General features: G+C 67.2%; 22 protein-coding genes. 14 read left to right on the top strand and 8 right to left on the bottom strand.

Annotation, left to right across the window (positions count from 1 at the left end; all coding sequences use genetic code 11):
* Window positions 1-229: 229 nt before the first annotated feature.
* Together ACTJI2_RS03265 and ACTJI2_RS03270 are read right to left on the bottom strand one after the other, a co-directional pair.
* Window positions 230-1,003 carry a queuosine precursor transporter gene (locus ACTJI2_RS03265; RefSeq protein WP_440841083.1) on the bottom strand — a complete coding sequence of 258 codons (774 nt, stop codon included), beginning with the start codon at window positions 1,001-1,003 and terminating at the stop codon, window positions 230-232.
* 12 nt (window positions 1,004-1,015) lie between these two features.
* The gene (locus ACTJI2_RS03270) at window positions 1,016-1,684 is read right to left on the bottom strand and encodes a DUF502 domain-containing protein (protein ID WP_141453604.1); all 669 of its coding nucleotides are present in this window, start codon (window positions 1,682-1,684) and stop codon (window positions 1,016-1,018) included.
* A 77-nt stretch (window positions 1,685-1,761) separates the two neighbouring features.
* On the opposite strand from ACTJI2_RS03270, the gene ACTJI2_RS03275 reads away from it, so the two are divergent.
* Window positions 1,762-3,129 (top strand): hypothetical protein, encoded by a 1,368-nt coding sequence (locus ACTJI2_RS03275; protein ID WP_440841085.1) that lies wholly within the window; start codon window positions 1,762-1,764, stop codon window positions 3,127-3,129.
* A 59-nt stretch (window positions 3,130-3,188) separates the two neighbouring features.
* On the opposite strand, the gene ACTJI2_RS03280 is transcribed toward ACTJI2_RS03275, so the two are convergent.
* Both ACTJI2_RS03280 and ACTJI2_RS03285 read right to left on the bottom strand, forming a co-directional pair.
* A complete protein-coding gene (locus ACTJI2_RS03280; RefSeq protein WP_249889963.1) occupies window positions 3,189-3,488 on the bottom strand; it encodes a chorismate mutase in 300 nt (99 codons plus the stop codon).
* 153 nt (window positions 3,489-3,641) lie between these two features.
* Entirely contained in the window at window positions 3,642-4,097 is a 456-nt protein-coding gene (locus tag ACTJI2_RS03285) for a DUF4442 domain-containing protein (protein ID WP_440841087.1), read from the bottom strand.
* A gap of 406 nt (window positions 4,098-4,503) precedes the next feature.
* Between ACTJI2_RS03285 and ACTJI2_RS03290 the strand changes: the two genes are divergently transcribed.
* The 3 genes from ACTJI2_RS03290 (at window position 4,504) to ACTJI2_RS03300 (ending at window position 11,507) form a co-directional block, all read left to right on the top strand.
* Complete coding sequence (locus ACTJI2_RS03290) at window positions 4,504-6,663, top strand: TonB-dependent receptor (RefSeq protein WP_440841089.1); 2,160 nt, start codon at window positions 4,504-4,506, stop codon at window positions 6,661-6,663.
* 513 nt (window positions 6,664-7,176) lie between these two features.
* Entirely contained in the window at window positions 7,177-10,266 is a 3,090-nt protein-coding gene (locus ACTJI2_RS03295; protein WP_440841090.1) for a TonB-dependent receptor, read from the top strand.
* A gap of 173 nt (window positions 10,267-10,439) precedes the next feature.
* The gene (locus tag ACTJI2_RS03300) at window positions 10,440-11,507 is read left to right on the top strand and encodes a helix-turn-helix transcriptional regulator (protein WP_440841092.1); all 1,068 of its coding nucleotides are present in this window, start codon (window positions 10,440-10,442) and stop codon (window positions 11,505-11,507) included.
* A gap of 240 nt (window positions 11,508-11,747) precedes the next feature.
* On the opposite strand, the gene trxA is transcribed toward ACTJI2_RS03300, so the two are convergent.
* Window positions 11,748-12,605 carry a thioredoxin gene (gene trxA / locus ACTJI2_RS03305; protein ID WP_440841094.1) on the bottom strand — a complete coding sequence of 286 codons (858 nt, stop codon included), beginning with the start codon at window positions 12,603-12,605 and terminating at the stop codon, window positions 11,748-11,750.
* A gap of 115 nt (window positions 12,606-12,720) precedes the next feature.
* On the opposite strand from trxA, the gene ACTJI2_RS03310 reads away from it, so the two are divergent.
* The 4 genes from ACTJI2_RS03310 to ACTJI2_RS03325 all read left to right on the top strand — a co-directional run bounded on the left by ACTJI2_RS03310 (window position 12,721) and on the right by ACTJI2_RS03325 (window position 14,858).
* On the top strand, window positions 12,721-13,308 hold the full coding sequence (locus ACTJI2_RS03310) for a hypothetical protein (RefSeq protein WP_440841096.1): 588 nt from the start codon (window positions 12,721-12,723) through the stop codon (window positions 13,306-13,308).
* Window positions 13,309-13,402: 94 nt separating this feature from the next.
* Complete coding sequence (locus ACTJI2_RS03315; protein WP_440841097.1) at window positions 13,403-14,041, top strand: hypothetical protein; 639 nt, start codon at window positions 13,403-13,405, stop codon at window positions 14,039-14,041.
* Window positions 14,038-14,253 (top strand): helix-turn-helix transcriptional regulator, encoded by a 216-nt coding sequence (locus tag ACTJI2_RS03320; RefSeq protein WP_141453595.1) that lies wholly within the window; start codon window positions 14,038-14,040, stop codon window positions 14,251-14,253. The genes ACTJI2_RS03315 and ACTJI2_RS03320 overlap by 4 nt, the downstream gene beginning before the upstream one ends.
* Window positions 14,250-14,858 carry a DUF998 domain-containing protein gene (locus ACTJI2_RS03325; RefSeq protein ID WP_440841099.1) on the top strand — a complete coding sequence of 203 codons (609 nt, stop codon included), beginning with the start codon at window positions 14,250-14,252 and terminating at the stop codon, window positions 14,856-14,858. The genes ACTJI2_RS03320 and ACTJI2_RS03325 overlap by 4 nt, the downstream gene beginning before the upstream one ends.
* 4 nt (window positions 14,859-14,862) lie before the next feature.
* Here the strand turns inward: ACTJI2_RS03325 and ACTJI2_RS03330 are convergent, their stop codons facing one another.
* Window positions 14,863-16,152 (bottom strand): amidohydrolase family protein, encoded by a 1,290-nt coding sequence (locus tag ACTJI2_RS03330; protein ID WP_440841101.1) that lies wholly within the window; start codon window positions 16,150-16,152, stop codon window positions 14,863-14,865.
* Between the two features lie 148 nt (window positions 16,153-16,300).
* Here ACTJI2_RS03330 and leuS point away from each other — a divergent pair, with 148 nt between their 5' ends.
* From leuS to rsfS, 5 genes are all read left to right on the top strand, one after another.
* Complete coding sequence (gene leuS / locus ACTJI2_RS03335) at window positions 16,301-18,931, top strand: leucine--tRNA ligase (protein ID WP_440841103.1); 2,631 nt, start codon at window positions 16,301-16,303, stop codon at window positions 18,929-18,931.
* A gap of 333 nt (window positions 18,932-19,264) precedes the next feature.
* Window positions 19,265-19,840 carry an LPS-assembly lipoprotein LptE gene (locus ACTJI2_RS03340; protein WP_183643253.1) on the top strand — a complete coding sequence of 192 codons (576 nt, stop codon included), beginning with the start codon at window positions 19,265-19,267 and terminating at the stop codon, window positions 19,838-19,840.
* Window positions 19,830-20,861, top strand: coding sequence for a DNA polymerase III subunit delta (holA, locus tag ACTJI2_RS03345; protein WP_440841106.1), 1,032 nt, complete (start codon window positions 19,830-19,832; stop codon window positions 20,859-20,861). Before ACTJI2_RS03340 ends, holA begins: the two co-directional genes overlap by 11 nt.
* Window positions 20,862-20,929: 68 nt before the next feature.
* Window positions 20,930-21,607 carry a nicotinate-nucleotide adenylyltransferase gene (gene nadD / locus ACTJI2_RS03350; RefSeq protein WP_440841108.1) on the top strand — a complete coding sequence of 226 codons (678 nt, stop codon included), beginning with the start codon at window positions 20,930-20,932 and terminating at the stop codon, window positions 21,605-21,607.
* A gap of 31 nt (window positions 21,608-21,638) precedes the next feature.
* On the top strand, window positions 21,639-22,061 hold the full coding sequence (gene rsfS, locus ACTJI2_RS03355) for a ribosome silencing factor (RefSeq protein ID WP_183643244.1): 423 nt from the start codon (window positions 21,639-21,641) through the stop codon (window positions 22,059-22,061).
* Window positions 22,062-22,134: 73 nt separating this feature from the next.
* Here the strand turns inward: rsfS and ACTJI2_RS03360 are convergent, their stop codons facing one another.
* Window positions 22,135-23,685 (bottom strand): alkaline phosphatase PhoX, encoded by a 1,551-nt coding sequence (locus ACTJI2_RS03360; protein WP_203321571.1) that lies wholly within the window; start codon window positions 23,683-23,685, stop codon window positions 22,135-22,137.
* A gap of 119 nt (window positions 23,686-23,804) precedes the next feature.
* Here ACTJI2_RS03360 and rlmH point away from each other — a divergent pair, with 119 nt between their 5' ends.
* Window positions 23,805-24,275: a 23S rRNA (pseudouridine(1915)-N(3))-methyltransferase RlmH gene (rlmH, locus tag ACTJI2_RS03365; protein WP_440841111.1), complete on the top strand. Its 471-nt coding sequence runs from the start codon at window positions 23,805-23,807 to the stop codon at window positions 24,273-24,275.
* A gap of 28 nt (window positions 24,276-24,303) precedes the next feature.
* Here rlmH and ACTJI2_RS03370 read toward each other — a convergent pair whose 3' ends face one another.
* Entirely contained in the window at window positions 24,304-25,080 is a 777-nt protein-coding gene (locus ACTJI2_RS03370) for a hypothetical protein (RefSeq protein ID WP_440841113.1), read from the bottom strand.
* Between the last annotated feature and the right edge of the window lie 169 nt (window positions 25,081-25,249).

A 25,249-nucleotide genomic window follows, 5' to 3' on the forward strand; every position in this document is an offset into this window, starting at 1 on the left:
ACGGGAACAGCGCCGCCACCAGCAACAGGGGCAGCACGCACGCGGTCCGCGACAGATTCATCCAGCCTCTCCCCGGTTTGAATGGAAGCCGGAGCATAGCGGGTTGGGGTGGCGCGCGCAGCGCGAGGTCCGGATGGCGAAGCGGAGCAAGCTCCGCTCCACGCGATACGGCATCCGGCTCCACGTAGAGCGGAGCTTGCTCCGCTGGCACCGCCCGCGTTCGAGCCGCTCAGTCCGCCGCCGCTTCCTGCCGCAGCTGCCGTTCTCGGTCCTCGCCCAGGTAGCGGCGGATGGCGTACCGCATCAGGTACAGCAACGGGATCAGGGCGATCGCGGCGAGCATCTTGTAGACGTAGTTGACCGAACTGACCGCCAGGAACAGCGACGTCGGCCACTTCTGCGGGCCCAGCACGAACGCGATCCAGATGACCACGAAGCTGTCGACCAGCTGCGAGATCGCGGTCGAGCCGGTCGCGCGCAGCCAGACCATGCGCTCGCCGGTGGCGACCCGGATCCGATGGAACACCGCCACGTCGATCAGCTGCCCGATCAGGAAGGCGATGATCGAGCCGACGATCGACCACATGCCCTGGCCGAAGATGGCCGCGAATGCGGCCTGGTAGTCCGGCACGCCCTGCTGCTCGGCCGCCTTGACCCACCAGCCCGCCGGCGCGGTGGCGATCGCGAGGAAGGCGAACACGAAGCCGTAGACGATCAACGCCACCGCCATCCACGAGATGAAACGCACGCCGCGGCGGCCGAAGAACTCGTTGATGGTGTCGGTGAGGATGAACACGAACGGCCACAGCAAGGTACCGACCGTGAAATTGAGCGAGCCGGTCTGGCCGAACAGGTTCCATTCCAGCGGCGCGATGCCCAGGGTGTCCTCGAGGGCGAAGATCTTGACCCCGATGAACTCGGCCAGCACCGCGTTGACGCAGAAGAACGCCGCCAATGCGATGAACAGCCGTACCGCGCGATCGTCGAGGGTACGGCCATTCATCACTGCCATCGGTCAGCGCTCTCCCGCGCGGGTGAAGGGCATGGATTCCGGCGAAACCGCGCCGCCGGAGATGATGAAGCTCATCGCCTGATCGACCGTCCAGTCGGTCGGGGTCAGCAGTTCCACCGGCACGATTTCCAGATAGCCGGAGGTGGGATTGGGCGTGGTCGGCACGTATACCGCCGCCAGTTCGCGGCCGGTGCCTTCCTCGCGGATCACCCGGGTCACCAGGCCCACCGATTTCATGTCGCGATGCGGGAAGTCGATCAGCACAACGCGCTGGGTGCTGCCGGGCTTGGTCTGCAGGATGTCGAGCAACTGGCGCGCGCTGGTGTAGATGGTGCTGGCCAGCGGGATGCGCAGCACCAGCAGTTCGAACCAGCGCAGCAACTGCTGGCCGATCACGCGGCGGGCGAGGATGCCGACCGCGAGGATCGCCAGCAGGGTGGCGGCCAGCGCGATCGTGTTCTGCACCCACTGCGCGTTGAACCAGCCCAGCGCCTGCGGGAACGAAGCGGCGATCTGGTGCGAGACGGGGCCGACGAAGGGCTTGCTGATGTCGGACAGCAGCACGAAAACGAACTTGACCACCACCCAGGTCAGCCAGATCGGCAGCAGGGTGAGCAGTCCGGTCAGGAACAGGCGCTGCAGGGAAGGGCGGGAGGAGGCATCGGGGGGCATGGCGGCTATTGTAGGACCAGCCCGGGCCGGCGTGCGGGCTTTGCTACGCTGGGCGGGGGAACGCTGTGGGGAGCGATATGAAACGGATGTTGCGGACGTTGTCGGGGATCGTGCTGGCGCTGGGAATCCTGGCGGGAGCCTTGTACGCCGCGTCGTGGCTGTTGTGGCCGACCCGGGCACAGGAACAGGCGCTGGCGGAGATGACCGCCCCCTTGCCGGTGCCCGCGGGACGCAACGCGTTCGCCGACGTGTGGCTGCTGCGCTATGACCTGACGCCTGCCGAGCGCGCCCGCATCACCGCCGGCGATGTGGAGCGGTTCAATCGACGTGGAGCGCCGGCGTTCGGAGCCGACGGCACCGTTGCGGCGGAAACGCCGGGATTCGCCTCCGCGGCGGAAGGACGATACCCGGCGGAGAGATTGCAGGACCCGGATCGTGTGTTGTGCGAAAGCACCGACGTCGATTGCCTCGACAAGGTGCGCGCGAAGCCGGAACAGGTGCGCGCATTGCTGGATGTGCATGCGGGTTTGCTGCAGCGGACCCGGGACGCGCTGGAAAACAGCGACTACCTGAGGATGCCGTTTCGCCTGACCTACGAAACGCCTTTCGCGATCACTGCGATGAGCGACGGAATGCGCCTGATGCGGACGGACGCCGCGCGGTTGTTCGTACAGGGTGATCATGACGCTGGATTGACCCGGGCATGCCGGGCAGCGGACGCGTGGCGGCGCTGGATGCGCGAGCCCGATCTGCTGATCGATTTGATGATGGGCGACTCGGCGCTGACGGGCTGGCTGGCCTTGCAGGGACAGATGCTGGCATCGCTGCCCGCCGATGCTCCCTTGCCGGCGGCATGCGCCTCGCTGCGCGATCCGCCGTCGCTGGACGAACGTTCGTTCTGCCGGGTGGTCCAGCGGGAGTTCGAGTTCACCCGCTCGCTGATCGAACTGGCCGGCGATGGGGCGGTGATGCAGCCGGGTGAACCGGGATGGCTCACGTCGCTGGCTTATCGAAAGGACGCGACGCTGGCGATGATGGCGGAGACGCGGGCCTGGTATTGCGGCGCGGTCGTGCGGCGCGAATTGCTCGCGGACCAGCGGGTAAGCGAGCGCGCATCGCCCGGCCCCTGGCGGCTGGAATGCGCGTCGAACTGGTTCGGTTGCCAACTGGTTGCGATGGAATACCCCGGCATGACGGGCTATCTGCATCGCCTGCAGGACCAGCGCGCACGCCTGAACCTGATGGCGACGTTGCTGTGGCTGCGGGAGCAGCCAGTCGATGGACGCACGCTGGCTCAGCGTGTGGCGGCCAGACCCGTGGCGTTGCGGCAGGGGCGGGACATCGAAGTCGTGGAGAACCGCCTGCGCGTCCCGCTGTTCGATGCAGGAGAAAAAACCCATTGGGAGCTTGAGGTACCCGAGGCGGTGCGCCAAGACTTGGGATGACCAGGGCTTTTCCGGGAGAGGCCGCGACCTTGCGGGCCCGCTTGCGCGCAACGAGGCGATCAGCGCGTATGCAACCGCGCGTGCTCAGCCGACTCCGCCTCGATGAAGGCCGCGATCATGGCGCGATAGGTGGCCTCCACCACTTCGGGATTGCCGCCCCGCGCGATGGCCAGTGCGCGTACGCGCTCGATGATGGCCGCCACCCGTTGCGGGGCTTGAACCTCGTCGGTGTTCCGCTTGAAACGTGCCGCCTGTTGCACATAGGCGCCGCGTTCGGCCAGCAGCCCGACAATCCGCTGATCCAGCGAATCGATGTGGGCGCGGACTTCGTCCAGAGTGGTGCAGTCGATGATGTCCATGCGTCGGATACGGGGAGGGAAACCGCATCATCCAGGGTCCTGACGGGCGGCGCCAGCTTCCGGAATCGAAGTTGATGAACTCACATTTCCAGGCGCGGCGGTATCGCCTGGCAGGTCATCGCCCGGCCCGCACTCGCGATAGACCTGCCACGCTCACGTACGCGCCCTCGGCTTCAACCGCACGTAGATCTGCTTGCGGACCCGCGCGACCACGTTGCCTTGCGCGTCGATCACGTCCACCGGCAGCCAGCGCAGGTGCTTCTCGCCGTTGGCGGCTTCGGCGCGGATGTCATCGAGCATGGCTTCGTCCACGCGGAACTCGGCATGCACGGTGCCCTTGCCGGGTTTGACGAATTCGATTTCGCCGGCCTTGTCCCAGACGAAGTAATCGGCGCCCAGACATTCCTTCACCAGGATCATCCAGAACGGATCGGTCATCGAGAACAGGCTGCCGCCGAAGTGGGTGCCGACGTAGTTGCGGTTCCAGGGCCGCATCCGCATCTCCACCCGCGCGCTGCGCCAGTCGTCGGCCATGCGGGTGACGTGGATGCCGCTGAAAAGGAATGGCGGCCAGACATTGAAGATGTGGCGGAGCGTGGAGGCTTTCATGCGGGGGCGGCGGGGGGAAACCGGCGGACAGCCTACCATACGCACTGGTATGGTTTTGTTGTTGGCCAGAAATGACGGTTGTCGCTTGCTGGGCCGGGTCATTCGCAGGCACCGCAGCGGTGGCGGGCCGGGACGCGGCGTGGAACGACGACATCTCCAAGACGCCAGGTGATCAACCCGCGACCCGCAGCGCCAATGCAGCGCGCCGGATGGCGACCCGCACCGCTCACACAGGGCGGTGGAGGCGTCGTCTCCGGAAATCCCACAGGCGGTTGCAGAAACGACGTGCGACGCGTCGCAACGCGCGCCAATCCGCGACGACTCATATTTGGTAATGATTATCATTTCCATTGGCGTGCAGCTCCGGATGGGGTTCACGACGTTCCCCACACCGATGGAGCAGTTCATGTTCGCGCAGTTCCGCTTTACTTCCGATCGTCTCCCGCTTCTTGCCGGCATCGCGCTGTTCGGCGTGTTTCCTGCTCGCGCCGCCGAGGATGTGCCCGGCGCGACCACGCTGGACACGATCAAGGTCACCGCCGACGCCATCGATCCCGATGACAGTAGGGCGAAAACCGTCAGCAGCGCAACCCGCATCGCGATGGATCCCCGCGATGTCCCGCAGACGGTCAACGTACTGGAGATGAGCAAGTTCAAGGTGTATGGCCTCAATGACCTGAACGTCCTGCTGGACGGCACCCCGGGCGTGGACACCTCCTACGACATGCGCGGCGACGGCATCATGATTCGCGGGTTTGCGGCGGACTCCAACGACATATATCGCGACGGCATCCGCAACGCCGGGCAGATTCGGCGCGGTACCGCGAACGTGGAGCGTATCGAGATCGTCAAGGGGCCCGCATCGGTGCTGTACGGGCGCGGCCTGGGCGGCGGCGTGGTCAATCTGATCAGCAAGCAGGCCAGCTTCGATGCCGTCAGCAGCGTCAATACGCGCGCCGGATCCTGGGACAGCCGGGGCGCGACCGTCGACGTCAACCGGGTGCTGTCACCGAGGTTCGCCGTGCGCCTGACCGCCGATCACGAACACGCGGACAGCTTCCGTCGCGGCATCTCCAGCCACAGCCGGATGCTGTCGCCCAGTGTCCTGTTCGACAACGGCGACGGCCTGGACTGGCTGCTTCAGTACACCGACGAACGGATCTGGCGCCGGCCGGATCGCGCGCCGGCCCACGACAGGTTGCCGGCCGGCGTATCCACCCGCACGGCGTATGCGCATCCGGACGATTTCGTCGTGGACAGGACGCGCACCTTGCGGACCGTGCTGAACCAGCGCCTGTCCGATGACTGGACGGCGCGCGTCACCGCCGCCTGGAACCGGTCGAGCCAGGATTTCGATCACCTCTACGCCGGAAGCTATTGCCGGCCGGACGGTACCCTCCTGGCCAACGGCCGGCCTTGCCCGATGCCGGCCGCCATGACCTTCACCCGCGCCTGGCAGGAGACCGACAACACCACCGCGACCAGCATGATCGACGTGATCGGAAAATTCTCCACCGGCAGGATTGCCCACGACCTGCTGGTGGGCGTGGAATACAGCCGCGAACAACGCAACCCGGATCTGGCGATGTCGACGCCGCGTTCGGACCCGTCACTGCGCTATCCGCATGGCGTGGATCCGTTTCATCCGGTCTGGCCGGGGCCGAAGACGCCGCGCGGACGGGCCACCACGTCCAATCGGCATGCCGCCGAGGCGCGGGCCCTCTACGTGCAGGATCTCGTGGCCCTGGCGCCGCAGTGGAAGATGATGGCCGGGCTCCGGTTCGATCGCTTCATGTTCCGGTCGCACAATCGCATCAATGGCAAGCAGCGGCGCTATGAAGGTTCGACCACCAGCCCGCGGTTGGGCGTGATCTGGCAGCCCACCGACGCGCACAGCCTGTACGCCTCCTACAGCCGCAACTTCGCGCCCTATGGCGGGCGCGGATTGATGGGCGTGGCCGTCAGCGAAGAGGCGGTGTTCGACGCCAGGCCGCAGTATTCACGCCAGTACGAAGTCGGAAGCCGCAATGACTGGTCGCAGGGACGCCTGTCCTCGCACTGGTCGATCTACGAACTCGAGCTCTACAACGTTCGTTATCAGCCCGACCCCGAGAACGATCCCTTCCATTGGGCGGTACGGGGACGCGAACGTTCGCGCGGTATCGAAGGCAGCCTCACCGGGCGTTTGGGCCAGGCGTGGTACGTGCGTGGCGGCGTTGGTCTGCAGGAAGTGCGGATCGTGCAGGACCGGGCCAACCCCGCCAACGAAGGCCGTCATCGCCAGGGCTCGGCGCAAAAGACCGGGAACCTGTTCATGCGCTACGCGCCGGCCAGCGCCTGGTACGGCGAAACGGGCGTGACCTTCCGCGGTCCGATCTACAACGACCTTGCCAACACCAGCAGGCGTCCGGGATATGCGCGCTGGGACGCTTCGGTGGGCTGGCGGGCGCAGCCGTGGACGATCACGCTGGCGGCCACCAATCTCGCCAACAGCCGGTACTGGCGTTCCACCAGCATGCCGGGAACGCCGCGCAGCCTGCTGCTGAGCGTGAACTACCTGTTCTGAGCGAGCCGTTGATCGCCGGAGCGGACGGTGGATCGCGCCACCACCGGATCTTGCCGGTGGTGGACTTGCCGATGGCCGCGGTGGGAAGGCATCGCCGCCATCCAGAAATTTTCCAAAAAAAGAGCCCGGCGTGGCCGGGCAGCCCCTCTTGCGGACGCTTGTGGCGTTGCGTCCGTCAGGTACATGGGTGACCGAGAGAGAGTGGTCGGGGTGGAGATACTTTGCCCCCGGAATAACGATCCGGCTGTGCATGATTTGCGTGTTGGGTTATCCGCGAAGGGGAATTCGCAGCGCATGCCCTTCTTTCCGCCACCGTATCCGTCTCCATTCCCCCGCAGGGATTCCCGCACGAAGTTCCTGACGGAATCTGCCGTGCCAATTCGTTTTTCTTGCACAACGTCAATGTAAAGTTCCCGTTAGTTTTCTCGGCAGGACGCCGGGCCGTCGCATGCCTGTCCGCAGCGCGGTCCGACAACGTCCATCTCATCCACCGATTCACTGCCGAGAGCGCCAATGACCAACCAACGGAACCCGAAACATCTCTCCAAAGGACTGCGCCGTACCGCCCTGTGTGCCGCGCTTGGCCTGTGCTTCGCCGGCGGCGTGCACGCGCAGTCCAATTCGTCCGGCGCGATCGTGGGTCGCGCCGCCGCCGGCGAAACGATCACCATCACCAATCCTGCCACCGGCTTCAGCCGCGCGATCACTGCCGGCAGCGATGGCAGCTACCGGTTCTCCGCGCTGCCCACCGGGCAATACACCATCACCTCCAGCAGCGGCGGCAACCGCACGGTGAACGTCAGCGTCGGCACCGCCTCCACCGTCGACTTCGCCGCGCGCGACGCCTCGACCCTGGACACCATCACGGTGGTCGGTGGCTCGTCGATCAATCCGATCGACGTGTCCTCGGTCGAGTCCACCACCATCCTGACCGCCGAGCAGATCGCCAAGGTGCCGGTGGCGCGCGACGCGACCAGCGTCGCCTTGCTGGCGCCGGGTACCGTGCGCGGTGACGTGGCGTTCGGCAACCTGGCTTCGTTCGGCGGATCGTCGGTGGCCGAGAACCAGTACTTCGTCAACGGCTTCAACATCACCAATTCGTTCCGCAGCCTCAACTTCTCGCAGGTGCCGTTCGAGGCCATCGCCGAGCAGCAGGTCAAGACCGGTGGTTACGGCGCGGAGTTCGGGCGTTCGCTGGGCGGCGTGATCAACCAGGTGACCAAGCGCGGCAGCAACGACTTCCATGCGGGCGCGAGCATCTACTACACGCCCGATTCGCTGCGCGAGAAGACCCGCAACACCTATCTTGCCAACCCGCTGGCCTGCGGCCCGGCGCCCTACACCGCGTGCACGAAAGGCCAGTTGCGCCAGGACAGCAGCCGCGACAGCACCTGGGACGTCGAAGGTTCGGTCTGGGCCAGCGGCGCGCTGATCCAGGATCGCCTGTTCGCCTACGGCCTGATCGGCTACAAGCGGCAGGAACAGGAGCTGTGGGGCAACGTGCTGTCCAGCACCAACGTCGACAACTCGGTCAAGACGCCGACCTGGCTGCTGAAGATGGACTGGCAGATCAGCGACAACCATCTGCTGGAGTTCACCGGTTTCTCCGACAAGGCCGATACCGAGACGGCGGTCTACGGCAACACCATCGGCGTGCTGGATAGGCAGGCCCTGATTGGTACCTCGTACGGCGAGCAGGGTGGCGAGAACTACGTGCTGAAGTACACCGGCTACCTGACCGACAACTTCACCTTGTCCGCACTGTACGGGCATGGCGAGTTCTCGCGCGGCCAGTACCTGCGCACGGCCTCGGGCGTGGACGTGCGTTACAACGGCGATCTGCACACGCCGGCCACCGGCTGCCCGATCATCGTCGATGCGCGGCCGTCCTCGCGCCAGCAGGCCACCGGTGTGTACGCCAGCAAGTGCAACCTCACCGGCGGCGCGATCCCGCGTTCGGATTCCGGCGACACCCGCGATCAGTTCCGCCTCGATGCGGAATGGCTGCTGGGCAGCCATCGCCTGCAGTTCGGCGTGGACATCGACAACTTCGAGTCGGTGTCGGGCACTTCCACCGAGGGCGGGCGCGTGTGGCGCTATTCGACCCTGGCCGACGGCACCGACATCGTGCGCGAGCAGATCGTCAACCAGGGATCGGTGAACGAGGTCAAGCAGCGCGCCCTCTATGTCCAGGACAGCTGGAACGTCACCGAGAATTTCATCGCCTACCTGGGCGGTCGCTGGGACACCTTCGACAACCGCGATGGTTTCGGCAACACCTTCGTAAAGGTGAGCAACCAGTTCGGCCCGCGCCTGGGCTTCGCCTGGGATGTGAATGGCGATTCGAGCTTCAAGCTGTTCGGCAACGCGGGCCGCTATGCGCTGCCGCTGACCTCGGACGTGGCGACCCGCGGCGCGTCGGCTTCGATCTTCACCCGTCAGCAGTTCACCTTCACCGGCGTGAATCCGGACACCGGCGCGCCGACCGGGCTGGTGCCCCGCCAAGGTCCCCCGGGCCAACTGCAATACATCAATGGCGAGTTCGGCGAGCCCAAGAATCCGTTGACGGTGGCCGCCAAGGATCTGGACCCGATGTACCAGGACGAATTCATCCTGGGCTTCCAGGCCGCACTCAGCGATCACCTGTCGCTGGGCGTGCGCGGCATCTACCGCAAGTTGAAGGCCGCGATCGACGACAACTGCGACTACACGGCGATCCTGGAGGCGGCGGGCTTCCACCTGGACGAGGACGACGGCTGGCTGGACGGGCAGGGTCGCAGCCCGGCGCTGCCGAGCGCCGGCTTCCCGTACTGCCGCATGTTCAACCCGGGCAAGGACGCGGTGTTTCTGACCGATTTGTACGGCGACGGCAATCTGACCGAAGTGAAGGTCAAGGGCGATCGCCTTGCGCCGAAGGCCAAGCGCTCGTACCAGGCGGTCGAGATCTTCCTCGACGGCAACTGGGACAAGGTGTTCCTGCAGGGTTCGTACACCTACGCCAAGAGCAAGGGCAACACCGAAGGCGGCGTCAAGTCGGATATCGGCCAGGTCAACACCAGCGTCACCCAGGACTTCGACTACATCGAACTGACCGCCGATACCTTTGGCTATCTGCCCAATGATCGGCGGCACAGCCTGAAGCTGTTCGGCAACTACGAGATCAGCGACGAATGGTCGGTGGGCGGCAATCTGCTGGTGCAGTCGGGCCGACCGATCAACTGCCTGGGCGTGCTCTATCCCTATCACGGCGACTTCCATGTCTACGGATCGTCGTTCATGCGTTGCGGCACGACGTCCGCGGGACAGTCGGTCAACCCCGACACCGGTGAACTGAACGGTCCGGTCGAGGCGGTGCCGCGCGGCACCAAAGGCCGCCTGCCTTGGACCTATTCGCTGGATCTGAACCTGCGTTACGCGCCCGCCTGGGCCAAGGGACTGTCGTTCAAGGTGGATGTGTTCAACGTGCTCAACAAGCAACGGGTCGTGTCGGTGGTCGAGCAGGCAGAGGATCCGGACACCGGCCTGCCGTCGGACGCCTACCTGCTGCCCACCGCCTACCAGCCGCCGCGCTCGGTGCGCTTCATGGTGCAGTACGACTTCTGACCCGCGTCCGGTTTGCATTCCATGCCGTTTCGATGGCCGCCTTCCCGGCGGCCATCGTCGTTTCCGCCCATGTCGGGATGACGTTCATCACCTGCGAACGGCGATTCGTCACGACCGGGTTGAGGGGGGACGGGGCGGGGGACAGCATGGTCCCGTCTTGAAGGGGATGCGTCATGCGCGACGACACGGTGTCAGCCGGCAAGCAGGACTGGGAAACGGGAGTGTTGCCCCCGCGGGTAGACGACGGGGAACGGGAGTTTCCCGGCCACGCATGCGACGTCGTACTGATGGACGCGGAAGGCGCCGACATCCACCTGCCGCGCGCTGGCGTCGGCAATAGCACGTTGTATCTGATCCACGCGGCCCGGCCCGGCGCCTTCGTCGAACTGCCGGCGGGCTGGTGGTCGGTGCTGGTGCCGCTTGCGGGTACGGTCAGCGCCGCCGGCGAGCGGTTGCGCTGGGACATCGACGCGGGCCGATGCCTGCTCTGGGATCGCCCCTTGCGGATGAAGGGAGGTCGGTCGGACGGCCGCTGGCTGTGCCTGTGCGGCCCGATGGAAGCCTGGATCCGGGGAGGCTGCGAATCGTGGGTGATGGCGGATTTGCTGGCGGATGAAATGGCGTGCCCCCCGGATCTGGTGACGCGGCTCGTGGCGCTCAGGGCGATGTTGACCGCGCCGGAACACACGCGGGATGTCGCGCGAGGACAGGGCATGGGACATCGCGGGAAAGCGGCGATCGTCCGCAGCGTGTTCGGTGTCGCGGAAAGCATGCACGCGCAGCAGCAGGGACTGCGTGCGCTGATTGATCGTTGCCCGGGACGCAGCCATCGCCGCAAGCGCTGGTCGATGCAGCGCCTGCTGCGCATCCGTCACGCGATCGTCAGCGGTCATCACGACGGGCGGATGAGCCTGGATCGGCTGTCCCGCCAGGTCAGCTATTCCCGCGGACATCTGGCGCGGGTCTACCACAGCGTCTTCAGCGAGACTCCCAGCGAATGCGCAATCCGGATGCGCTTGCAGCGTGCGTTATGGCTGGTGGAGCAGACCGGGCTGGCTTTCTGCGATATCGCCGAATACACCGGCTTCGACAGCCAGAGCTCCTTCAGTCGCGCCTTCAAGGGCCGTCATGGCGTAACGCCCACGCAGGCGCGTGCGCGCAGTCGCGACGCGGGCTGTGGCGCCGAGCTTGCTCGGCGGGGCGGTGTCCGGGCAGCGGAGCAAGCTCCGCTCCACGTGTAGCGCCGAGCTTGCTCGGCGGAGGTGTCCGGGGCCAGCGGAGCAAGCTCCGCTCTACATGTAGCGCCGAGCTTGCTCGGCGGGAGGATGGTCGGTAGCGGAGCAAGCTCCGCTCTACATGTAGCGCCGAGCTTGCTCGGCGGAGGTGTCCGGGCCAGCGGAGCAAGCTCCGCTCTACGTGTAGCGCCGAGCTTGCTCGGCGGGAGGATGACCGGCAGCGGAGCAAGCTCCGCTCTACGTGGTTCAGAACAGCAGCGACGACATCCGGCGGCGGTAGCGGCCGACCAGGTCCTCGTCCTCGATGACGCGGAAGGCATCGATCAGCGTCTTCTTGGGCAGGCCTTCCTGGTAGCCGCGATCGCGGGCGAGCATTTCGATGAACTGCGTCAGCGCGGCTTCGTCGTCGCCAGAGATCAGGCGGTGCACGCCCAGCAGATGGCGCGCGCGCAGATTGTCCGGACTGGCGGCGACCGCGGCTTCCAGCACCTCCACTGGCGGCGCATCCTTGAGCGCCGACACGAATCCCAGCCGGGCGCGGGCGCGCACGGCGCGATCGTCGGTGGCGAGATTGGCGGGCAGGGCGTCCAGCAACTGCTCGGCCTCGTGGGCGGCGCCGGTCTTCAGCAGCGCCAGCGCCAGGTCCAGCTTCAATTCGTCCTTGTCCGGCTCGGCTTCCACCGCATGGCGCAGAGCGACCACCGCGGCATGCGGGTCCACCGCGATCTCGGTGGCGGCCTCCGCTTCGTCGGCGGCCGCCGGTTCGATGCCGTGCTGCTTGAGGAATTCACGCAGCTGGCCCTCGGGCAGGGCGCCGGGGAAACCGTCGACCAGTTGCCCGTCCTTGACCAGGAACACGGTCGGTACCGAGCGGATCTGGAAGGCCGCGGCGATCTGCTGCTCCTTGTCGACGTCGACCTTGGCCAGCAGGAATGCGCCGTTGTACTCGCCGGCCAGCTTTTCCAGGATCGGGCCCAGGGTCTTGCAGGGACCGCACCAGGTCGCCCAGAAGTCGACCAGCACCGGAACTTCCAGCGATTTGCGCAGGACGTCGGTTTCGAAGGTTTCGGCAGTGGCGTCGAATACGTGGGGCAGGTCGGTCATGGGGAAGAGGGCGGTCGTGGACGGATGCGGCCTGAGATGGCGGCGATTGCCGTTGCTTTCAAGCACGGGCAGCGGGTCGTCGCTGCCGCCCCCCTTCCGCCTGGAGATTCACCGCATGAACCCGCTGTCCCGCGTGGCCGCCGCCGGCCTGCTGCTGTTCGCGTTCCGTCCATCCTGGGCGGGCGAGGAAATCCGGCCCTCGGTCGAGCGCAATGCCGCACCGTCCGTGCAACTGGACCATTACGCCCGCTTCGAACTCAAGCCGGTGCGGATGGATGCGCCCTATGCGGGCCAGGAGACCAACGAGAAGGCCCGCAACGCGGTGCAGGAAAACCTCCGGCAGGGGCTGGGCCAATGGGTGGCGCAGCGCAACGCCGAAGCGGTGAAGGCCGAGCCGGCGCAGACGCTGGTGATCGAGCCGGTGATCGAGAAAGTACGTTTCATCAGCGGTGGCAAGCGATTCTTCGCCGGCGCCTTCGCCGGCAGCTCGCGCATCCTCCTGCGACTGCGCCTGACCGACGCGGCATCCGGCGAGGTGGTGGCCCAGCCCGAGTTCTACCAGCATGCGCGTGGCATGGCCGGCGCCTGGACCGTGGGCGGCGCCGACAACGCCATGCCGGCGCGGGTCGCCAGCCTCGCCGGGGACTACGTGACGGCCAACTACACCGCTCAGGCGGGAGGACCGACGGGGTGGGAAGAGTAGGGTCGCCATCCCCGGGTCGCCCTGATGTAAAAAAGACTTGACATGCCGGTCGGTCGATGTAAGGTTAACTTTACATTCGGTCGGGGCGTCATCAATGAAGGGATATCCGGGGAACAGGGCGGTCCGCTACGGATTGCTGGCGGCGGCGGGACTGGCGCTATGGCTGCTGCTGGCCGGGCCGGGCCGGGTGCTGGGCTTGGATCCCGACCAGGTCGGCATGGCGCTGCTGGTCGCCACGGCATGGATCGCGTTGTACTTCGTACGCCACGCGCCCCGCGACGAGCGCGGACAGACGGCTTCGCCGGGCGAATGGCGCGCCTGGATCGGTGTCGGGTTCATGGCGGTGGCGGTGGCCTATTTCCTGACCAGGCTGGACCTGTTCACCGGACCGGAAGGCATGGGCAGCGCACACGCCCGCGCGGTCGCCCGCAACCTGGTGATGCTGGGCATCGCCTGGGCGGTACTGGGACAGGTGCTGGCGGCACGTTGGCGGGGCCAGGTCCAGGAAGACGAACGGGATCGCGAGATCGCGCGCCGGGCGGGTCATTGGGGATACGGTGCGCTGGGGTTCTGCGTGATCGCGCTGGCCGTCACGCTGGGCTTTTCACCCGCGCACCGGCTGCAATGGGCCAGCCACTTCCTGCTCGCCAACCTGCTGGTACTGGTCCTGATGCTGGGGTGGCTGTGCGAGTACGCCGCCACCGCCGTCTACTACTGGCGCGATCGCCGGTGAGCGGAACGCCGATCGCCAACGACATCCGCCGGCTGCGGACCGAACGCGGCGACATGACCCAGCAGGCGCTGGCCGATGCCTGCGGGGTCACCCGGCAAACTATCATTGCGCTGGAGGCGGGGCGCTATGCGCCGTCGCTGGAACTCGCGTTCCGCATCGCGCGGACGTTTGGCATGGGCGTTGAAGAGGTGTTCCGTTGGGAAATGCAATGAATCGCTGGCTGCCGCTGGCCGGCATCGCCGGCGCGGTCGTGTTCGCCGCCGCCGCGGTGGGTTTCGGATGGGCCCTGCCGGGGTATTCGCACGTGACCCATCCGATCGCGGTGCTGGGCGCCAAGGGCATCCCGCACGCCAATGCCTTCAACCTGCTGGGCCTGACGCTGCCGGGACTGCTGGCCTCGGCGGCGATGCTGGCGCTGCGCCAGCGGCTGCCGCGAGACGCCGGTTGGCCGGTGCGGATCGGCGCGCAGTTGCTGTTCCTGTCCACGCTGGGCGTGGTCGCGCTGGGACTGCTGCCGCTGGATCCGGAGGATCTGCACAACGCCAGCAGCAGTTACCACGCCACCGCGTGGATGCTGTGGTGGGTCGCCTTCGTGCCCGGCGCGCTGCTGCTGGCGATGGGCCTGCGCGGCCGCGCGGGCTGGTGGGGCGTCGGCCGCGCCAGCGTGCTGGCGGCGGTGGGAATGCTGTACGCGGTGCTGTTCGCGGTCGATACGCTGCCGGCCGGCGTCGCCCAGCGGCTGGGCTTCGGGATCTGGTGGATCTGGGTCGCCTGGGCGGGCTGGGCCGCGTGGCGCGCCGCCGCCAGGGGCGCCTGACCCCTCAGGGCTGCTTGAACAGCACGCCGTCCTTCATCACCAGCGCGACTTCGAGCACGCGCTGGATGTCGGCGACCGGATCCCCGGGCACGGCCACGATGTCGGCGCGCTTGCCGGCCTCGATCACGCCCTGATCGTCCACCCCCAGCACTTCCGCCGCGCGTACCGTCGCCGCCTGCAGTGCCTCGGCGGCGGGAATGCCGGCTTCCACCATGTAAACGAACTCGCGCGCGTTGTCGCCGTGCGGCCCCACGCCCATGTCGGTGCCGAAGGCGATCTTCACTCCGCTGCGATACGCCTTGGCGGCGGTGTCCTGGATCTGCGCGCCGATGCGGGCGGCCTTGGGGCGCACGACTTCCGGGAAGTAGCCGTCCACCTTGGCCTTCTCGGCGACGAAGCGGCCGGCGTAGAGGGTCGGCACGTACCAGGTGCCGTGCTGCTTCATCAGCCGCATCACCTCGTCGCTCATGTAGGTACCGTGCTCGATGCTGGTCACCCCGCCGAGCACGGCGCGCTTCATGCCTTCGGTGCCGTGCGCGTGCGCGGCGACCTTGTAACCGTAGTCGCGCGCGGTCTCGACGATCGCCTTGACCTCGTCCACGGTGAACTGCGGCGCGTCGCCGGATTTGGCGTAACTGAGCACGCCGCCGGTGGCGGTGATCTTGATGACATCGCTGCCGTCCTTGTAGCGCTGCCGCACCGCCTGGCGCGCGTCGTCGACGGAGTTGATCACGCCTTCGGTGGGGCCCGGCGGGCCGATCAGGTGCGACAGGTGATCGTTGTAGCCGTTGCTGGGATCGGCGTGGCCGCCGGTGGTGGCGATGGATTTGCCGGCCGCGAAGATGCGCGGCCCCTTCACCAGGCCCTGGTTGATCGCATCGCGCAGGTGCGGGGCGATTTCGCCGCCCAGGTCGCGCACGCTGGTGAAGCCGGCCAGCAGGGTCTTTTCGGCGAAACCCACCGAGCGGTAGGCGAAATCCACCGGATCCAGGCGGAATCCCTCCGAATAGCTCTGCGGATTGGACTGGCTGCCCAGATGGACGTGCAGATCGGTCCAGCCGGGCAGGCAGGTGTGACCGGCCAGGTCCACCGTGCGGGTGCCGGGCACTTCGACCCGGCCTTCCAGCACCTCGGCGACGCGGCCGTCGCGGACCACCACCGTACGCGCCGGGAGCAGCTTGCCGCTGCGTGACTCGAACAGCCGTTCGCATTGGAGCGCCAGCGGTTCCGCGGCACGGGCGGACAGCGGGACAAGCAGAACGGCCAGGGCCAGCGGCAGGGCGGGACGGGACATGCGGGTCTCCGGAGCGGGTCCGGGCCATGGTAGCCGAGCGTCCCGGCGTGGATCCGGCAGTCGGCCCGTGACCTTCCGGAGTGGAGCCCTCTGCTGCACTGCGGTACCCTTGCCGACTTTGCCGTCGCCTTTCCCGCCTACGCCTGCCATGTCCGCTGCCGAACCCGTCGCCTACGAGCCGAAATCCGTCGAATCCGCCGCCCAATCGTTCTGGGAGACGCGCCGGGCCTTCGAGGTCGACGAACAGTCCGACAAGCCCAAGTACTACTGCCTGTCGATGCTGCCGTATCCGTCCGGCGCGCTGCACATGGGCCATGTGCGCAACTACACCATCGGCGACGTGATCAGCCGCTACAAGCGCATGACCGGCCACAACGTGCTGCAGCCCATGGGCTGGGACGCGTTCGGCCTGCCGGCCGAGAACGCGGCGATCAAGAACCGCACCGCGCCGGCCAAGTGGACCTACGCCAACATCGACCACATGCGCAGCCAGCTGAAACTGCTGGGTTACGCCATCGACTGGTCGCGCGAGTTCGCCACCTGCCGTCCGGACTATTACGTCCACGAACAGCGCATGTTCACCCGCCTGCTGCGCAAGGGCCTGGCCTACCGCAAGAATTCGGTCGTGAACTGGGATCCGGTCGACCAGACCGTGCTGGCCAACGAGCAGGTCATCGACGGCCGCGGCTGGCGCTCGGGCGCCGTGGTCGAGAAGCGCGAGATTCCGCAGTGGTTCCTGCGCATCACCGACTACGCCCAGGAGCTGCTGGATGGCCTGGACGAACTGCCGGGCTGGCCCGACGCGGTCAAGACCATGCAGCGCAACTGGATTGGCCGTTCGGAGGGCCTGGAGATCCAGTTCGCGGTCGAAGGCAATGATCCGCTGACCGTATTCACCACCCGTCCCGACACGCTGATGGGCGTGACCTTCGTGTCGATCGCCGGCGAGCACCCGCTGGCGCTGAAGGCCGCCGCGTCCAATCCCGCGCTGGCCGCGTTCCTGGCCGAACTGAAGCAGGGCGGCGTCTCCGAGGCCGAGCTGGAAACCCAGGAAAAGCGCGGCATGGACACCGGCCTGCGCGCCGTGCATCCGATCACCGGCGAAAAGCTGCCGGTGTGGGTGGCCAACTTCGTGCTGATGGGCTACGGCACCGGCGCGGTGATGGCGGTGCCCGGCCACGACCAGCGCGATTTCGAGTTCGCCACCAAGTACCAGTTGCCGATCCAGCAGGTCATCGCGCTGAAGTCGCCGCGCAATGACGAGGAAGCCTGCTACGACCCGACGATCTGGCGCGATTGGTATGGCGACAAGACCCGCGAGGACCTGGAACTGGTCAACTCGGGCGAGTTCGACGGCCTGGGCTACCAGGGCGCCTTCGAGGCGCTGGCCGAGCGCTTCGAACGCCAGGGCCGCGGCCAGCGCCGGGTCAACTACCGCCTGCGTGACTGGGGCGTCAGCCGCCAGCGCTACTGGGGCTGTCCGATTCCGGTGATCTACTGCGACAAGTGCGGCGCGGTGCCGGTGCCGGATTCGCAACTGCCGGTGGTGCTGCCGGAAGACGTCACCCTGGACGGGGTGAAATCGCCGATCAAGGCGGATCCGGAATGGCGCAAGACCACCTGCCCGGAATGCGGCGGCGCGGCCGAGCGCGAGACCGACACCTTCGACACCTTCATGGAGTCGAGCTGGTACTACGCGCGCTACACCTCGCCGGGCGCCAGGGACATGGTCGACAAGCGCGGCAACTACTGGCTGCCGGTGGACCAGTACATCGGCGGCATCGAGCACGCGATCCTGCACCTGATGTATTTCCGCTTCTACCACAAGCTGCTGCGCGACGCGCGGCTGGTGGACAGTGACGAACCGGCGACCAACCTGCTGACCCAGGGCATGGTCATCGCCGAGACCTTCTATCGCGACAATCCGGATGGCTCCAAGGACTGGATCAACCCGGCCGACGTGGACGTGCAGCGCGACGAGCGCGGTCGCATCACCGGCGCGACCCTGCGCGCGGACGGCGCGCCGGTGCAGATTGGCGCGGTCGAGAAGATGTCCAAGTCGAAGAACAACGGCGTGGACCCGCAGGCGATGGTGGAGCGGTTCGGCGCCGACACCGTACGCCTGTTCTCGATGTTCGCCGCGCCGCCGGAGCAGTCGCTGGAATGGAACGAGGCCGGCGTGGAAGGCATGGCGCGGTTCCTGCGCCGCCTGTGGACGCAGGTGCAGAAGCATGCGGCTGACGGTCCGGCGCCCGCGGTGGATCCGGCCGCGTTGAGCGCCGGGCAGAAGGCGCTGCGCCGCAAGACCCACGAGACCATCGACAAGGTCGGCAACGACTATGGCAAGCGCCACAGTTTCAACACCGCGATCGCCGCAGTGATGGAACTGTCCAACGCGGTGTCGAAATTCGACGACGCCAGCGACAGTGGCCGCGCGGTGCGCCAGGAAGCGCTGGAAGCGGCAGTGCTGCTGCTCAACCCGATCACGCCGCATGCCAGCCACGCGCTGTGGCAGGCGCTGGGCCATCCGGAAACGCTGCTGGAAGACGTCGCCTTCCCGCAGGTCGACCCGGCCGCGCTGGTGCGCGATTCGGTGACCCTGGCGGTGCAGGTCAACGGCAAGCTGCGCGGCACCATCGAGGTCGCCGCCGACGCCGCCCGCGAGCACATCGAGGGGCTGGCCCGGGCCGAACCGAACACCGCCAAGTTCCTGGAAGGCGCGACCATCCGCAAGGTGATCATCGTGCCGGGCAAGATCGTCAATATCGTGGCCGGCTGAGCCGGCTTGGACGCGTGGGCGACCCGCGTCGTCCAACCCCCCGCGATCGCCGCCGTTCGCGGGGGGACCGTTCCAGACATACGCGGCGTCATCTCCTTTTCGCCGTCATCCCGGCGAAGGCCGGGATCCGTTTCCCCGGAAGGGTGAATGCCACGCGCCACCTGATTCCGGCTTGGCCCGCCATCTGGCCATCGAAGGCCGCTGGATGAAGATGCGCATGACGGTGGAAGCCGCGCATTGCCGCATCGGCATCCCCAATCCCGAATCCCCCATATTCACCTGCGGGCCGGCTAGGCTATTGCCGCCTTTCGCGGCCTCGTCCAGACTTCGCCCATGATCCGAACCCGATTCCTTGCCGCCGCCGCCTTGGCCCTGTTGCTGGCCGGCTGCGGATTCCACCTGCGCAGCCGCATCGCGCTTCCTTCCGATCTGGGACCGGTCCTGGTCCGCTCTGCCGCGACCTACAGCGACCTGGCTTACAAGCTGGTGCGCGGGTTGCAGGCGGCCGGTGCCGACGCGCATACGCCCACGACGGCGGACCTGGAGGCGGCGAAGGCCGCCGCCGCCAGCGGCGACATGGTCCCCAGGAAGGCGGAACTGGTCATCGTCTCCGAGCGATGGGGTGATCTGCCGATCGCGGTGGACGCACTGGGCCGCGCCCAGGAATACAGCCTGCGCTACGCCGTCGTGTTCGTGTTCCGCAAGGCCGACGGCACCGATCTGGTGCCGCAGCAGGTGGTGGAGCTTTCGCGCGACTACGTGTCGCCGCCGGAGAACGCCACCGGTACCACGACCGAGCGCGAGATCCTGGCCGACGAACTGCGGCGCGAGATGTCCGCCTCGATCCTGCGCCGGGTCGATGGCGTGGTGCGCGCCGGCCAGATGGTCAAGCCGGCCGATGGAACTTAAGCCCGAACAGATCGCCGCACGCGCCGATGAGCCGCTGCTCCCGGCGTACCTGATCGCCGGGCCGGAAATGCTGCGGGTGCTGGAAGCCGCCGATGCGGTGCGCGCGCAGGCGCGTGCGCAGGGCATCGGCGAGCGCGAGGTATTCGACGCCGACGGGCGCGATTTCGACTGGAACGAGCTCGACGCCAGCTTCCACGCCCCGAGCCTGTTCAGCGCGCGGCGCCTGGTCGAGGTACGCCTGCCAAGCGGCAAGCCGGGCAAGGAGGGCGCCGAGGTCATCAGCCGTTTCTGCGCGAATCCGCCGCCCGACGTGGTCCTGCTGATCACCGCCGGTGAATGGTCGAAGGCCCATCAAGGCAAATGGGCCGACGCCGTCGCGCAGATCGGCGTCCTCGCCGTCGCCTGGGCCATCAAGCCGCACGAACTGCCTGGCTGGATCGAGAGCCGGCTGCGCGCGCGCGGGCTGCGGGCCGACCGCGACGCGGTGCAGGCGCTGGCCGAGCGGGTGGAAGGCAACCTGCTGGCCGCGGCGCAGGAGATCGACAAGCTGGCGCTGCTGGCGCAGGGCGGAAGCCTGTCGGCGGAAACCATGCAATCGCTGGTGGCCGACGCCGCGCGCTACGACGTGTTCCGCCTGACCGACGCCATGCTGGCCGGGCAGGGGCCGCAGGTGTCGCGGATGCTGGCCGGTCTGCGCGCCGAGGGCGACGTGGTCGCCGGCCTGATGCCGATGGTGGTCAAGGAATTGTTGCGCACCGCCCATCTGGCGAGGGTGCAGGCGTCCGGCGGCAACCTGGCCGCGGAAATGAAATCGCAGGGCATCTGGGAATCCAAACAGGCGCCGTTCAAGCGGGCCTTGCAGCGGCACGCCGCACCGCAGCGCTGGGAGCGTTTCGTCGCCGAGGCCTCGCGCATCGACCGCATCGCCAAGGGCCGCGCGCCCGGCGACGCCTGGGTGGCGATGGAACGGCTGCTGCTGGCCGTGGCCGAGGCGCGCGCGGTGCGCTTGCTGGTGGCCTGAGGCGGATCTTTTCCCGCGCCGGCAATCCCCGCACACTGCCACGGTCTCCGCGACGGCCCTGACACCGCATGCTCCACCTTTTCTACGGCGGCACCTTCGATCCCGTCCACAACGGGCATCTGGCCATTGCGCGGGCGGCCCGCGACGAACTCGACACCCTGGTCGCGCTCACGCCCGCGGCGGATCCGCCGCATCGCGCCCCGCCGGGCGCCAACGCGGCGCAGCGCGCGCGCATGCTGGAACTGGCCATCGACGGCGAGGCCGGACTGCATGTCGAACGGCGCGAACTGCGCCGCGCGCTGCGCCAGCCGGAACGTCGCTCTTACACAGTGGACACCCTGCGCGAATTGCGTGGCGAGCTCGGCGCGCGTACCCCGATTGCCTGGCTGGTGGGAGCCGACAGCCTGGTCGGACTGCCCACCTGGCACGAATGGCGGGAACTGTTCGAACTGGCGCACTTCGTGGTCGCCGAACGCCCGGGCAGTCCGCTGGACGGCGAATTGCCGGTTGAACTCGCCGCCACGATTGCCGAACGCTGGACCGCCGATGCCGGCGACCTGCGTGCGTCTCCCGCGGGGCGGATACACCGGCTGCACCAGCCGTTGCAGCCGGAGTCGGCCAGCGACGTACGCCGGCGGATCGCCGAAGGCTGGCCCTGGGAGGGACTGGTCCCGCCCGCCGTGGCCGCCTATATCGCGGACGAACGGCTCTACTTCACGTCGGCGGCGGCGGACGGTCCGGTATAATCGGTGCCGAGTTCCCGGAGTCACCAGACCTTTGTCCAGCCAAGCGCAAGTCATCAAGACCCGTCTTCCCAGCCCCCCGCCGGCCGTGCCGGTCCTGCTCGCCAACGTGCACGCGGCGGTGGAAGAACTGAAAGCCAAGGATGTCGTTGAAATCGATGTGCGCGGCAAGTCCAGCGTCGCCGATTTCCTGGTGATTGCGTCCGGCACCTCCACCCGCCACGTCAAGTCGATCGCCGACGAAGTGGTCAAGTTCGCCAAGAAGCTCGACGTCATGCCGCTGGGCGTGGAAGGCGAGCGCGAGGCCGAGTGGGTGCTGGTGGACCTGGGCGACGTGATCGTCCACATCATGCTGCCGCGCGTGCGCGAGTTCTACGCGCTGGAGCGGCTGTGGACGGTGGGCGACCAGCCGCCGGAGCAGGACGAAGTCGAAACCGGTGCGGAAGATCGCCTGTAAGCGGCTTTCGGTTCCGCGATGAAACAACGGCGCCGAAAGGCGCCGTTGTCGTTTACGTGGTGTGCGTCGCGCCTCAAAGCGGCCCGCGCTCCCACGGCCCGGTAATCGCGAAGGTGATGCCCGGGGTCTGGATGTTGACGAACAGCGTGCGTGACAGCGGATCCCAGCAGGCGCCGCAGAACTCGCTTTCGCGGTAGTCGCCTTCCTCGATCGTCTTGCCGGCGTTGGCGATCTGGGTCGAAGTCACCTGTATGTTGTTCTTGCACAGGTAGAACGATTCACCGGCCCGGGTCAGGCCGATCAGGCGCGCGCCGGGGCCGTACTCGTCCGGACTCTCGCCGCCGTCCTCGCACAGCACCACGCCGCCGCGCGCGCTCACGGTGATGTTGTCCGGATTGTGCGCGGCCAGCTGGTGGCCACTGACGAACAGCGCCTTGATCTGCTGGGTGAACAGATCCAGCACCCATACCGCGCCGTTGCCACGTCCCTTGCGGCCCTGCGCATCGACGCCGGTGCTGGTGTCGACGATGAACATCTTGCCGTAGCTGTACCAGATGCCCTCGCCGCGGCTCATGCGCAGCGCGCCCTCGCTCCAGGCCTGGGCGAACGGACCGCTGAGGGTCTCGCCGGCGGAGATGTCGGGGAAGCCGGCCGGGGCGGCGATGGTGTCCAGGTCCGGTTCCGGCACGTCGACCCATTCCAACTGGTAGCGGTCGCCGATGCTGGCCACGGTGAGGTCGGCGTTGCGCTTGCCGCGCACGCGCGCGGCCTGCAGGCGGCCGCCATTTTCCAGCGAGCCGTTGCGGCCTCGCCGATCGTTGGGGACGAAACGGTACAGCCCGGCCTTGTTGCGGTCGTCTTCGGTCAGGTAGACGATGCCGGTGCGCGGATCCACCGCGACCGCCTCGTGGCTGAAACGGCCCAGGCCGACCAGCGGCCGGCCGGTGGTGCGCTCGTTGTCCGGATCCACCTCGAACACGTAGCCGTGTTTGCGGCCGGCGCTGGAGGTGGCATCGGTCTTGATTTCCTCGCAGCTCAGCCAGGTGCCCCAAGGGGTCAGGCCGCCGGCGCAATTCACCAGGGTGCCGCCCAGGCTGGGCTCCAGCGCGTTCCAGCCGGTACCGGCACGGTAGGTGAGGGTGGTGGTGCCGCCACCGGCCACCTGGCTGCCGTCGACGAGGCCGGTGTCGTACATGCCAGGCGCCTGGATGGGGGCGCCCGCGCCACGTTCGTGGTTGCGGATCAGCACGTATTCCAGCCCACCGTGGCCATGGCCACGTCCGTATCCGTGCCCGCGGCCCGGGCGCGCGATCCGGGTGGCGACCACGGCCATGCCGTCATGGCGATCCGGGCAGGGCTGGCCGTCGTCCATGCGATCGCCGGTCCAGCCGAACGAGCGATAGCTGAAACCGCGCGGCAATTGCAGCAGCGGCAGGCCGGTGGTGCGGTCGGCGACGGGCGCGATGGGCCCGTAGCGACTGGGAACGGGGGACAGCCGCACCGATTCGGTGGCGGCGAGGGCCTGGCGCGAATACAGCGCGCCCAGGCTGCCCATGGCGCCCATGGCCATGGCGGCGGCACTGCCCTTGAGGACGTTGCGGCGGGCAGGATCGAAGACGGTCATCATGCGACTCCAGCTGGCGGGGAGCCGGTGACGCTAGGCACTGCGTGTAACCGCTGGATGACAAAGGCATGACGCTTGCATGCGGTCCGACGAAAGCGTGGCGCCGGTATCATTGCGGGATGAAGAGCAGGTTGATCGCCACCGGCGAACGCGCCCCGGCCTGGGTGGCGCAGGGCTTCGCCGAATACCAGAAGCGCCTTTCGCACTGGCTGCCGTTCGAACTGGTGGAAATCGAGCCCGGCCTGCGCGGCAAGGGCCGGGACCCGCAGCGCGCCATCGAGGACGAGGGCAAGCGTGTGTTGGCAGCAATCCCGAAGAACGCCCACATCGTGGCGCTGGAAGTCACCGGAAAACCGTATTCCTCAGAACAACTGGCGCAACGCATGGAACACTGGCGCGGACAGGGGCGGGATCTCGCCTTCCTGATCGGGGGCCCGGAAGGCCACGCCGCCGACGTGCTGGCCGCCGCGCACGAGAAGTGGTCACTGAGCCCGCTGACCCTGCCGCACATGCTGGTGCGGCTGGTGGTGGCAGAGCAGATCTACCGCGCCGCGGCGATGCTGGCGAATCATCCGTATCACCGCGCCTGAGCTGGACCACCGGACGTGCCGGCCGCCGTCAATGCTCCAGTTCCGCGATCGGCCTGCGGACGGGAGGAGGAGGATTCGCGCCATGCTTTTGCCGGTACAGGCGATCCAGTTGGTGATTCATGCGAATCGCCTCGGCTTCCGCCTGCATGCGTTCGATGTCGTCCAGCCTTCGCCTCATCATGACCTCGCGCGCCATCGCAACACGGGAATCACCCCGCATTTCCGCTACCCGTGAAATGGAATAGGCGGCCTGCAGATCGCCATCCTTGCTCCCCGCCAGGTAGGCGGCCAGGCTGTTGAGCGCGAAGAGATTGCCTTCCGCGCCGGCATGGAACAGTCGAGTCCTGGCCTGGGGATCCACCGGGAGCAGGCGCATGTCCAGGATGGTCCTTGCCACAGGATCCCCGGAACCCGCGACCTGCTCCAGCAATGCATCCGATGCGGTGAGGTAGGTTTCCCATTGCCCCACATTGGGAAATCCGTGATCGTCCAGCCATCTCTGCTCTGCATGGCTGGTGGGGCCAAAGGGATCGGTCTCGAAATCGAGTCCGTCCCGACGTCGAGGCACGTCGGGGAATGGATTCCTGGGCAGTGCAGCCACGTTGGGATGGACAACTGGCGCGGCGATACTTCTGGCCAGCGTGGTCGTATCGACGGAATCCGGCGATACGCCATCGATTGCGAGCGGAGTCGTGAGCAGGGGTACTCCATCGTCGTGCACTTTGTCGCCGTCGCGCCTGCACGCACCCATGCCCAGCACGAGGACAGCGGAAAGCAGTAGGAGAGAGAGGGTGTTTGTTCTCACGAGTCCCTTGATTCAGCAATGAAAGACGGGCTAGGCCGCAAGCCGATTTCTATGCGGCGCCCGAGCTCCGGTCAACTGACATTGAAATGCGGCCAGCTGCGAGGCTTTTCTGGCAGATCCGATGGCAAACGAGCGCGAACAAGAAAAAGGCCCGCCGAAGCGGGCCTTT

Origin of the sequence: Pseudoxanthomonas sp. 22568 (assembly GCF_052044485.1) — a bacterium.
Classification (GTDB): Bacteria; Pseudomonadota; Gammaproteobacteria; order Xanthomonadales; family Xanthomonadaceae; genus Pseudoxanthomonas_A; species Pseudoxanthomonas_A beigongshangi.